Source organism: Clostridium sp. (assembly GCF_032552055.1).
In the GTDB taxonomy this organism is placed as follows: Bacteria; Bacillota; Clostridia; order Clostridiales; family Clostridiaceae; genus Clostridium.
Window position 1 is genome coordinate 1 of record NZ_JAWGSV010000079.1, and the last position, 12,514, is coordinate 12,514.

The window sequence follows — 12,514 nt, forward strand, 5'->3', positions numbered from 1 at the left end:
ATTTACAGCAAAGAACATTGATACTAGTGCTATAAGAAAGCAAATTGATGAATATATATATCTTTCTTTTCCTACTCTATATAAGGAAAATCTTATTGCCCATAAAGCCATAGTAATGCTTACTCCTATTTGCAATGGCTGATAGGAATTAAAACTTGGCATACTATTTATGAAATGATATGTTGTTAAAAAAGTCAGGACTATTACTGCACTAGTTACTATTGAAGATAAAGTGCATATTAAGGTAAGTCCATCCTTTACCCCAAATTTTTTCATTTTCATTACTCCTTTATTAGGCCTTCAAATTCCTCTTCATTTAATACCTTAACTCCAAGTTCAACAGCCTTAGTTAATTTTGATCCTGCTTCTGCTCCTGCAATAACATAATCTGTTTTCTTACTTACACTTCCAGATACTTTGGCTCCTAGTCCTTCTAGCTTTTCTTTTATTTCTCCTCTAGAATACTTCTCTAAAGTACCTGTAACTACTACAGTTTTTCCTTCAAATACACTAGCTATTACTTCTTTTTCTTCATATCTTGGATTTACCCCAAGGCTTAATAATTCTTCAATAGTAGTAATAGATTTTTCCTCACTAAAGAATCCAAGCACACATTGTGCAACTATATCACCAACATCTTGAACAGAAACTAACTCTTCAAACTTAGCATTCTTTAATCCTTCTAAAGATTTAAATTTATTAACTAAATCTTTTGCAGTCTTTACACCAACATTAGGTATTCCTAAAGCATATATAAACCTATATAATTCACATTCTTTACTTCTTTCAACTGCATCTAAAAGATTTTGTGCTTTCTTAGGTCCAAACTTATCTAAAGTTAATAATTCTTCCTTATTTAACTTATATAAGTTTGCAATAGACTTCATATCTAACTTTTCAAATAATTGCTCTGCTGTTTTTTCAGAAAAGCCTTCAATATTCATAGCATCCCTTGAAGCAAAATGAACTATAGTCTTAACCATTTGTGGCTTACATGATAAAGTATTTTCACAGAAATAATGAACACCATTTTGTATTAAATGAGCCCCACATGCTGGGCATAATTCTGGTACTAATATTTCTTCAGTACCTTCTAAAGACTCATTTACTACTCCCATAATTTCAGGGATAACATCATTAGATCTTCTAACAAATACTTCTGCTCCTAATCTAACACCTTTTCTTCTTATATCATCAATGTTATTTAAAGTAGCTCTTTTTACTGTTACTCCTGCAAGCTCTACAGGTTCTAAAATTGCAGTAGGTCCAACTCTACCACTTCTACCAACATTCCATTCAACATCTAGTAATTTAGTAGTAGCTTCTTGAGCTTCAAACTTATAAGCAATTGCCCATTTTGGGAATTTCACTGTATAGCCCATAAGTTCTCTAGTCCTTATATCATCTATTGCAATTACTACTCCATCAATATCATAGTTTAAATCAAATCTTATATCATTTATATAAGCAATTTCCTTTTCTATTTCTTCTAAAGTAGTACAATACTTAACATAATCATCCATTGGCAAGCCCTTAGACTTTATAAAATCTAACATTTCTTCATAAGTCTTAAAAGGACTTCCTTCCTTATATCCTACATCATAGAAAAAGGCTGATAAGTTTCTTTTTGCCGTTTCTTTTAAATTTAAATTTCTTAAAGCCCCAGCTGCACCATTTCTTAAATTTTTAAGTGGCACTTCTGAATTTTTATTATAATTTTCAAAGGCTACTGTAGTCATTATGGCTTCGCCGTGAACTTCAAAAATATCTTCATTATTTATCTTAAGAGGAATTGATTTTATAGTTTTAACTTGAGCTGAAACTTCTTCACCAACTTCTCCATTTCCTCTAGTAGCCGCTGCAACTAATACTCCATTTGTATCATAAGTTAAATTAATAGTTAATCCATCAAATTTCTTAGTTAAAACATATCTTGGACTTGGAAGATTTTCTCCCCTTAAATTCATTTCATTAATAAACTTTAAATTTCTATTATGCCAATCTCTTAACTCCTGAAAAGTTTGAGCCTTATCTAAACTCCAAAGTCTAGCCTTATGAGTATATTTTGTAAAGCCTTCTAATACCCTATCTCCAACTCTTAATGTAGGTGAGTATGGAAGTACATAATTTATTTCCTCTTCAAGAGCCTTAAGCTCATAATATTTCTCATCATATTCTTTATCTGAAACTGAAGGGTTATCTAAAGAATAATATTCATAAGCATATCTATTAAGTTCTTCTACTAATTCTTCAATTCTTTTCTTTTTATCCACTTATAAACACCTCACTCTAATTAATAATGTCAATTGATAATTATTGAAATAATTCATCCAATATTAATTATAAAATTTGAAATTAAAAATTAAGAATGAAAAATGAAAAATTATTGAAATAATTCAGGCAAGCTGAATTATAAAATCCCCTGGCAGTCTTTAAGACAGCACAATTAATGATTAAAAACTCTTTAATCTCAAAAACTCCCAAAGGAGTTTTATCCTCAATTTTTCATTCTTCATTTTTCATTCTTCATTGTGCTCCAGCACTTCTATGCTAGTTCTAAATTCGCCACTGATAATAGTAGTATTTTTATTCCTTGATTATCAAAGGCTATAGTAACCTTCTTATCACTTCCTGAATTTGCAATAGCTACTACTGTACCTACTCCAAACTTACTGTGTTTTACTTTTCTTCCTATAGTAACTTCATCGCTAGATACTGAACTTTGAGTGCTTTGAATCTTAGGTTTTGACATAGCATTAGAGCTATTTCTTAAACTATGAGGATTATTATAATTATTTCTTGCTTGGAACATACTACTTCTATTTTCAGTTCTTGATGCTAAAGATTCTCCTGATACATATTCCTTAAGATCAGACTTAATTTCATTTATAAAATCTGATTGAGCATATGCAACAGTTCTTCCAAATTGTCTTCTAACTTCAGCTGAAGTCATAAATAATTGTTCCTTAGCTCTAGTTATTCCAACATAGCAAAGCCTTCTTGATTCTTCCATTTCAGCCGGATTATCAAAGGATGCCATTCCCGGGAATATACCATTTTCCATTCCTACCATAAATACCACTGGGAACTCTAACCCTTTAGCACTATGAACAGTCATTAAAACTATACTATCAGCATCTTCCTCAAGCTTATCTGTATCTTGAACTAAGGATACTTTTTCTAAGTAAGCTGATAAAGTAGTATCTTCACTACTTCTTTCAAAGTCAACAGCATCTGAAACTAATTCTTTTAAGTTCTCAATTCTACTCTTATCTTCTATTTCTTTTGACTTTTCAAGCTCTGCAATATATCCAGTTTCCTTTAATATCATTTCTATTAAATTAGAAACAGGTAGTACTTCACTCATTTCAACGAACTTTTCCATCATTTCCATAAAGTTTTCTATTCCACCACAGTTTCTAGGTGTTAATGTTGGAATATTTCTAACTGTACTTAACGCATCCCATAAAGGTAATTCATAGCTTTCTGCAAAATCAGATACCTTGCCTACAGTTGCATCACCTATTCCCCTTTTAGGAACATTTATTATTCTCTTTAAGCTTATGCTATCATTAGGATTGGCTAATACCTTTAAGTATGAAAGCATATCTTTTATTTCTTTTCTATCATAGAATCTTGTTCCACCTAAAATCTTATATGGAATATCATTTCTTCTTAAACTTTCTTCAAATATACGTGATTGAGCATTAGTTCTATAAAGAATTGCAAAGTCTTTATACTCTTTCTTTTCTGCATCCTTTATCTTTCTTATTTGTTTTGCAACAAAGTTTCCTTCATCTGCATCTGAATATGCTCTATAAACCTTAATCTTACTTCCAGCTTCTTGTTCTGTTCTTAAAGCCTTGCTTTTTCTATTAGCATTATTAACTATTACAACGTTAGCTGCATCTAATATATTTCCTTTAGAACGATAGTTTTGCTCAAGCTTTATAACCTTAGCATTAGGATAGTCCTTTTCAAAATCTAAGATATTTCTAATATCTGCACCTCTCCATTGATAAATACAGTTATGGACAACTACATTATTAGCTATATAGTTTCTTGCATGGTCAATATTTAAGTCATAAACATATCCACTATATTCTTCTCTTTCTTTTTCAACTATTTTCCCTTCAACTATCTTGCCATCCTTAAAAATAGCAATAGTCATTCCTACTTTTAAGCTACCTACTGGCATAAATCTAAACTCATTTTCCTTAGTTAATTTAGCTTTTCTTATAATATCTAAATTCTTTTCTAATGATAATTTTATTGAAAAATCTTCTGCCTTATCATATTGATTTTCCTTTTGGGCTATAATTTCTTCATTTAAAGAATTAACTACTATATTGTGAGAATAAACCCCTTCACTTGTTTCATCTTCTCCTCCGAAGAAAGTTACATTAATATTTCTTCTTTCTTCACTGTCTTTCTTATTTTCTAATGTAATATAATGAGGATACTTTGAATATAGGTATCTTTCCTCCATTAATTTTTCAGCTGATTCAAAAGTATTAATGCTATTATATAAGTTATTTACTCTATCTTCGCTTACTCCACCATTAACTATACTTGCATTAAATGAAAACTTAGGAACTCCATACTTAATTGAATAAAGCTCTTCATAATAAATTCCATCACTTAATGAATCACAAGTTTTAAGGACCCATAATTTATCTGCTTTTTCCTTAAGCATTTCTTCTCTTAAAATATTAGTGTAGTCTTCTTCAAAGCTACTATCAATCGTAACTTTTCCTACCCTATATCCAACTCCTTCTTTATGCATTAAGTAAACAACAAAATTATTCTTATCACATGTTAATCTAGAAAATGCTATATGATTAGGAGTAGCTTTTATAATATCTCCATCTTCTGTTACAATCTTTATAACAGTTCCAGAATACTCTCTTTTTGAAATATTGTTTATTCTTAAAAGCTTAGTTTCACCCTTTCCAGATGCAACCTTAACTTCATCATTTTCTTTTAAATCTTCTATCTTTACTGTGCCTTTTTCAGTCTCGATTAATGTTCCTTCAACTAAACATTGATCATCATCACCAACAACACAAATATTCTTATGTTTATCAGCAAGTAATCTTATAAACTCATATTGAACCTTATTAGTATCTTGGTACTCGTCCACCATGATATATTGAAACTTTCTTTGATAAAACTCTAAGGTTTCCTTATCCTTCTTAAATAATTCTACTGTTTTAGAAATTAAGTCATCAAAGTCTAATGCATTATTTTCCTTAAGTCTTTTTTGATATAGCTCATAAGCCTCAGCAATCTTCTTCTCTCTAAAATTACTTTCATTTTCTCTCATAAAAGCTGCAGGGCTTTGCATATTATCCTTAGCCTTACCTATTTTACTTATTATTTCTTGCTCGCTAATATCTTTATCATTTATATTTAATGCCTTTATGCATTCTTTTACTAATGTCTTTTGATCTGAAGAATCATAAATAGTAAAACTCTTCTTATATCCAAGCTTCTCTATTTCTCTTCTAAGGATTCTAACACAAGTAGAGTGGAAGGTTGAAATCCACATATCTTCTGCTCTATCACCAATTAAAACTTTAACTCTATCCTTCATTTCCTTAGCAGCTTTATTAGTAAATGTAATAGCTAATATCTTATAAGGAAGTATTCCTAAATCTTCTATCATATGAGCCATTCTATATGTCAGTACTCTTGTCTTACCTGAACCAGCCCCTGCTAATATTAAAACTTGCCCATCAACAGTAGTAGCTCCGTCATATTGTTCTTTATTAAGTAACTTTTTCAAATCCATTTGACTTGCGGACTCCTTTCATACTATATAAGTTGTAATAAATATCCTCTATCTATTTAAATTATATTCTATCTATACTTTCAATTAATATAATTTACTTTCAAAACTTTTTCACTTTAAATAACATAATGCCTCAAAATGCAGATTATTTATTGAAACTTTGATTAATCTTTCCTAAATAACTTTACTATCTTAGCATTATGTATAATAACATATTATATCACATATGTCCTTTATATTCTTGCCTAAAAACCCCTATTACATAATAAGAATAAACAAATTTTAAATGAATTTATTTATTCATTAATTGCTTTTACAGATTTTTTCCCGTCATTTATCCACTATTTATTCTTCCATGCAATATTTGTCATAAATTAAATTAATTCTAATAAAACTCTATATTTTTTCCTGTAATATTACAATACCTATAATTTATATTATAGTAATTTTTTCAATAAAATATATATTTTGGCTATTAAAGCTATAAAAAAACCTTCAAAAAGTTTTCTTCTTACAAACTATAAAAATTTTTCCACAAAGTAAACTTTTACATTTGAACGACAAAAAAACGCAACCCTTGGGGCTAGGTTGCGCTTTAGCAATAAGCAATAAATAAAAAGGGGGCTATTTATTCCTTTTATTTATCCTTGCATAGATATTATAGTGCATATAGATGTAAAATGCAAGGAATTTTGAAAAGATAATTGTAAAATCTTATTGTTATGAATGATTTTATTTCATTTTTACATATTATTCGCTAAAACCCTTTTAAAACTGCAAGTTCCTCATCAGTAAGTTCTCTATATTCGCCTTCTTCTAAGTCTTCATCTAACTTTAATGTACCAAATTCTATTCTTTTTAAATAAACTACTTCCTTACCAACAGCTTCAAACATTCTTTTTACTTGATGGAATTTACCTTCTTGAATAGTAACCTCTACTTCTGACCCCTCATCTGTAGCATTTAATATTTCAAGCTTAGCTTCCTTACAAAGATATCCATCATCTAAGGTAATTCCCTTTTTAAATTTGTTCACATCATCCTCAGTAACTTTCTTGTCTATCTTAGCATAATAAACCTTATCAACCTTCCACTTAGGTGAAATTAACCTATGATTTAACTCACCATCATTGGTAAGGAAAAGTAATCCTACTGTATCCTTATCAAGCCTTCCAACTGGGAAAGGATTAAAAACTTGATGCTCCACTTCTAATAAATCAACTACTGTTTCATCTCTATTATCAACTGTTGCTGAAACCACACCATCAGGTTTATTCATCATTAAATAAATAAATTTTCTATAAAAAATTTCCTCACCATTTACGATGATTCTGTCACTTTCAGGATCTACTTGCATTCCATTATCTTTAACTAATTCACCATTAACTTCTATAAGACCTTTTCTTATAGCTTGCTTGATCTCTTTTCTACTTCCATACCCTAAATTAGATAAAACCTTGTCTAGTCTTTCCATAAAGGCACCTTCTTTCTTCGTTTATTTTGAACTACTACGACTTATTTTATTACTTTATCTTAATTTTAGCAAATGGGGAATGAAAAAAACTCAGAACGCAGTCTGAGTTTTACCCTTAATTTTTTCATTATTCATTTTTAAGTTGCTTCATGATTTTAGTTACGTAGTTTTGTGTTTCTTGTGGCATTTTATATAAATCATCAATTGATTTTACGCCTCTTCTACTTACAGTTCCTGGCCCTGCATTATATGCCATTAAACCCAGTTCTACATTTCCATCATATAAATCTAAATAAGATTTAATATGTTGAACTCCAGCATTTATATTTTGATCGATATCAAAGGGATTTGTAAGTCCATAGGCTTCTGAGTTAAAATCCATTAACTGCATAAGTCCCTTTGCTCCTGCTGATGATACTACATTAGGATCAAAGTTTGATTCATGCTTTATTATTGCAAGTATTAGATTTTTATCTACTCCATATTTAGCGCTATATTTATCTACAGTTGAAAGAATCTCATCCATACTTGCTGATGAAGTACCTTTAAGAGAATCATATAAACTAGATATATCACTTTCATTATCTATAACTAGATTTTCATTACCTATAGATAGGCTTTCACTATCTATTGTTTCACTTTCTGCTTTTGCAATTCTTATTCTTAGTGGAATATCTTCAAGTTTTTGGCCTGCTGATGCTGTAACATAGCTAATGGTAGAATCATCAGTATTCTCTTCTGATGAGGAATTATTAGATAATGATAGGCTTCCATTTTCCTCAATTTGTTTTATTAGTGCTTCATATACTAATTCAAACTCCATACCGTCACCCATGGCTTGCTTAAGCATGTCCTTACTTATTGTTAAAGTTAACATGTCCTCTACCTTAGAAATATTCATCTTTACCCTCCATAAATATCATCACTTGTTTTATATTTTATACTGCAGTTAATATGGCACAAACAGTCCAAATTAAGAATTAAGAATTAAAAATTAAAAATCAAGAATTATTGATGTAACTCCTACAGAATTACTAAAATTAACTACTTTTATATGGAAAAAAACTATATTTTTTAATAGGGTTTTTCAACAATCTGTAAAACTCCTATAAGAGTTTTTTCCTTCATTCTACATTATTCATTCTTAATTTTACATTGTGCCTTGACACATTGATGCCTCTTCTTTTACCTTAAATTCTAAATATGCATAATCTTCATAGTTGACTTTTTTATAATAACTCTTGCTTAATACTAATATTTTATAATCTCCTGGAGCAAATGGGAAAAATGTATAGTAATTTTTTCTACTATAAGCTTGTACTCTAACCCAATTTCCTTTTTCCATAATATAAAATTCGTAACATACTTCCTTGCCACCTTCACTCCTAACTTCAAAAGTAGTTTCCTTACCTTCAATAATGTTATCTGAGTTTAATGTAATTTTAGTATTAGTTACTGGTGTAGCCTCATTTACATAAATAATAGCTTCTTTTTTAGTATCAAATTCATCTTTACACAAAACATTTTTAGCATAAATTTCAAAAGTATATTTTCCTGGGCATTTAGGCTTAACCTTTAATGTTTTGCTCTTTATATACCCTGTATCCTCAACTTCATGCCCATTTATTTTAGTAATATATCTTAACAATACATTCTTAGTGTTTTGAGCTATTGTTTCAATTTCTATGGTATCTCCTACTAAATAAAATTCATTTTGAGATAATAATACATAATCTATCTCAGCTTCTTGGTAGTCCTTAACCTTTACAAATAAATATTCATGAGCATCATAATCTCTAAGAGAATACTTATCTAAAACTCTAACTTCAACTTCATACTCTCCACTTTCTTCTGGAGTAAAGTTTACCCAGTTCATTGCTCCATATTTACTTCTTTCTTTTTCTTTTCCATCTTTATAAACGATAAAAGAATATTTTAGTTCAGTTCCACCTTCAGCCTTAACCTTTAAATTAATAGGTTCACCTTTTATGCAGCCTCTTGTTTTACTAGCTGTAATATCTAATATATTAACAGGCTTCTCACCTTTCTTATCGACATTAAAAATTATTTCTTTAATATCTTCATATTCTCCAGAGTAAGACATATCTTTTACTAAGACTTTAATCTTATATTCACCTTCTGATTTAGTTTCCCAATTAAATATTTTAGATCTAATATATCCTGTATCCTCAGCTACAGTTCCTTCAACTATATATCTATATAAAACTTCATTTCCACCTTGAACTTTAGTTTTAAAAGCTACAGTATTTCCACATAACTGTGGTGAACTAAGCTCCGAAGAGAAACTCCTTATTTTAATTTCTTCATAAGGCTTAACATAATAAATCATTGCAGCCCTATCATCATAAGGCTTGTTAGAGAAAATATCCCTTACATAACATAGAAGCTTGTACTTTCCTTTTTCTTTTTCATAAAAAGATATATTACTCTTAGTTGAATAATCTTGAATACAAGTAGTTTTCCCATTCTTATCAACTCTTAAGAATTTATATAAAATAGTTCTTGATCTTTCAAGATTTACTCCAACTTTAAAGACAAGTTCTTCACCAATTAATAATTTATCACTTAAACATTCAAAAGAAGTTACTTCTATCTTAGGCTTTTCATTAACCTTAAACTTAATAGTTGTAAAATCATCAACATTATTAGCTGAAGAAGGTCGTTTACATTCAATTAAAATTTCCCCATCCATAGCTTTATTAGTAGTATAGGTAAATTTATTTTCCGGAGTATAATCTCTTAATGGCTCCCAACCTTGACTTCCTCTAATCCAAAATCTATATAATATTATTTCTTCTTCTGACGTTAGTACGTCTAAATTTATTTTTTCTCCTAAAGTTAGAGAAGTTTTATCTATAATAACATCTTTAATTAACTTCATATTATTATTGTTAACTTCCTTGCCCTCCTCTTTATTAGATACTTCTACATCATCTGCAATCTTAAATTCACTTCTTATGGAAGTAACCTTTCCACTAGAATCTTGTATATTGACCATTATCATATAAGAGCCTATGCTTTCTGGCTTCCATTCACATTCTTTACTGATAGAAAAATCTTTTAATGTAACCCAGCTCCATCTTCTATCACAGGGATATCCTATAAAAAATTTATATTCATAACCACTCTCATAATTGCTTATAACTTTAACCTTAATTTCTTCCCCTAATAAAGCTGGACTTTCTTTATCAAAAATTAATTCAAATTCATTCATACCCTCACACCCTATTTCAAATATTCCCTAACAATATTATACAGTTAACATAAGAAAATATAAAACGAAATTTGTCATCTATATAAAAAAATAAGAATAAACCGTCTTCTATATTTCTACAGCTTATTCTCTTAAGTTACATTCTATTATCTTTTCTAAGGTAGCCTTAAGTCTAATATCATCTTCTTTTGTCCTTTTTCTAGGATTATTAGTTCTTCCACCCGCTTTTCTTATCTTTTGGGAAATATGTCTTTCTTCTAATAACCTATCAATATTTTTATCAGTATAATTATATCCTTTAGGATTAATAACATAAGCTTCCTTACCAAGACAAATAGCTGCAACACCATAGTCCTGACTAATAACAATATCATTTTTAATGCAAGTATTAACTACATACATATCTACACTTTGAAATCCAGAGTCTACTATCTTTACTTCACCATAATCTAAAGCTATATAATGATTTATATCACAATATACTATTAAATCTAGATTGTAATATTTTGCTATTTTTTCAATAATGGAGATACCTGGACAGGCATCTCCATCTACTATTATTCTCACTATTTTAATTTAGCTTCTAATTCAGCTTTTAATTCTTCATATCCAGGCTTTCCAAGTAAAGCAAACATGTTTTTCTTGTAAGCTTCAACTCCTGGTTGATCAAATGGGTTAACTCCTAAAAGATATCCACTTATAGCACATGCTTTTTCAAAGAAGTAAACCATTTGTCCAAAGTAGTAAGCACTTAGTTCTGGAATATTTAATACGATATTTGGAACTCCACCATCATTATGAGCTAATAATGTACCATTAAATGCTTGCTTATTAACAAAGTCTATAGTCTTTCCAGCTAAGAAGTTTAATCCATCTAAATCTCCTTCAGCTTTTTCAATAACTACTTCTCTCTTTGCCTTTTCTACATTTAATACAGTTTCAAATATAGTTCTTCTTCCTTCTTGAATGTATTGTCCCATTGAGTGTAAGTCAGTTGAAAAATCAACAGCAGCTGGGAATATACCCTTTTGATCCTTACCTTCTGATTCTCCAAATAATTGCTTCCACCATTCATTAAAGTAGTGTAAACCTGGTTCATAGTTAACTAATATTTCTATTTCTTTTCCCTTGTTATATAATACGTTTCTCATCGCAGCATATTTATAACAATCATTGTTCTTAAAGTCATCTGTTGCATAAGCTTCTCTTGCATCAGCAGCTCCTTGCATCATTTCATCTATATTAATTCCAGCTACAGCTATTGGTAATAATCCAACAGCAGTTAAAACTGAGAATCTTCCACCTACATCATCTGGTATAACGAAACTTTCATATCCCATTTCGTCTGCTAGTGATTTTAAAGCACCTTTGCTTTTATCAGTAGTTGCAAATATTCTTTCCTTTGCACCTTCTACTCCATATTTCTTTTCCATATAATCTTTAAATACTCTAAAAGCAATAGCAGGCTCTGTTGTAGTACCTGACTTAGATATTACGTTAACGCTTATATCTATTCCTTCAATAGCATCTAAAAGGTCTGCTAAATATGTTGAACTAATATTGTTTCCAACAAAAAATACCTTTGGTGTATTTCTCTTATCATTTCCAAGAACATTGTAGAAATTGCTATTTAGCATTTCAATTGCAGCTCTAGGTCCTAAATAAGAACCACCAATACCAATAACTATTAGCGCTTCTGAGTTTCCTTTAATCTTTTCTGCAGATTTCTTTATTCTGTCAAACTCTTCTTTATCGTAATTTACAGGTAGGTCTAACCAACCTAAAAAGTCATTTCCTGCACCAGTCTTGTTTGTAAGAGTTTCATGCGCACCCTTAACCATTGCTTCCATGTAATTTAATTCTTGTTCTATCTTTACATAAGGTTCTACCTTAGATAAATCTAGCTTTAATCCTTTATTCATTGTTCAACCTCCGTATCTTCTGGGAATTCCGATGATAATTTCTATTATATTATATCATAATTTACATAGTACATTTCATAATTTTAATA

The 12,514-nt window shown here is 29.7% G+C and carries 8 protein-coding genes; all 8 read right to left on the bottom strand.

Going from position 1 to position 12,514, the window contains the following annotated elements:
• The coding region (locus E6248_RS07330; protein ID WP_316340166.1) for a hypothetical protein at window positions 1-276 on the bottom strand (276 nt) is incomplete at its 3' end.
• Between the two features lie 5 nt (window positions 277-281).
• The gene (gene ligA, locus E6248_RS07335) at window positions 282-2,273 is read right to left on the bottom strand and encodes an NAD-dependent DNA ligase LigA (protein WP_316340167.1); all 1,992 of its coding nucleotides are present in this window, start codon (window positions 2,271-2,273) and stop codon (window positions 282-284) included.
• A 272-nt stretch (window positions 2,274-2,545) separates the two neighbouring features.
• Window positions 2,546-5,794, bottom strand: a complete 3,249-nt coding sequence (locus E6248_RS07340; protein WP_316340168.1) for a UvrD-helicase domain-containing protein — start codon at window positions 5,792-5,794, stop codon at window positions 2,546-2,548.
• Between the two features lie 757 nt (window positions 5,795-6,551).
• On the bottom strand, window positions 6,552-7,268 hold the full coding sequence (locus tag E6248_RS07345) for a pseudouridine synthase (RefSeq protein WP_316340169.1): 717 nt from the start codon (window positions 7,266-7,268) through the stop codon (window positions 6,552-6,554).
• A gap of 127 nt (window positions 7,269-7,395) precedes the next feature.
• The gene (locus E6248_RS07350; protein WP_316340170.1) at window positions 7,396-8,169 is read right to left on the bottom strand and encodes a lytic transglycosylase domain-containing protein; all 774 of its coding nucleotides are present in this window, start codon (window positions 8,167-8,169) and stop codon (window positions 7,396-7,398) included.
• 249 nt (window positions 8,170-8,418) lie between these two features.
• On the bottom strand, window positions 8,419-10,503 hold the full coding sequence (locus tag E6248_RS07355; protein ID WP_316340171.1) for a triple tyrosine motif-containing protein: 2,085 nt from the start codon (window positions 10,501-10,503) through the stop codon (window positions 8,419-8,421).
• Between the two features lie 123 nt (window positions 10,504-10,626).
• Window positions 10,627-11,070, bottom strand: a complete 444-nt coding sequence (locus tag E6248_RS07360) for a YaiI/YqxD family protein (RefSeq protein ID WP_316340172.1) — start codon at window positions 11,068-11,070, stop codon at window positions 10,627-10,629.
• Window positions 11,070-12,425: a glucose-6-phosphate isomerase gene (locus E6248_RS07365; RefSeq protein ID WP_316340174.1), complete on the bottom strand. Its 1,356-nt coding sequence runs from the start codon at window positions 12,423-12,425 to the stop codon at window positions 11,070-11,072. The genes E6248_RS07360 and E6248_RS07365 overlap by 1 nt, the downstream gene beginning before the upstream one ends.
• Between the last annotated feature and the right edge of the window lie 89 nt (window positions 12,426-12,514).

Coding starts and splice junctions, on each gene's coding strand:
- E6248_RS07340 (WP_316340168.1), bottom strand. CDS start 5,794: ATGGATTTGAAAAAGTTACTTAATAAAGAACAATATGACGGAGCTACT.
- E6248_RS07345 (WP_316340169.1), bottom strand. CDS start 7,268: ATGGAAAGACTAGACAAGGTTTTATCTAATTTAGGGTATGGAAGTAGA.
- E6248_RS07350 (WP_316340170.1), bottom strand. CDS start 8,169: ATGAATATTTCTAAGGTAGAGGACATGTTAACTTTAACAATAAGTAAG.
- E6248_RS07355 (WP_316340171.1), bottom strand. CDS start 10,503: ATGAATGAATTTGAATTAATTTTTGATAAAGAAAGTCCAGCTTTATTA.
- E6248_RS07365 (WP_316340174.1), bottom strand. CDS start 12,425: ATGAATAAAGGATTAAAGCTAGATTTATCTAAGGTAGAACCTTATGTA.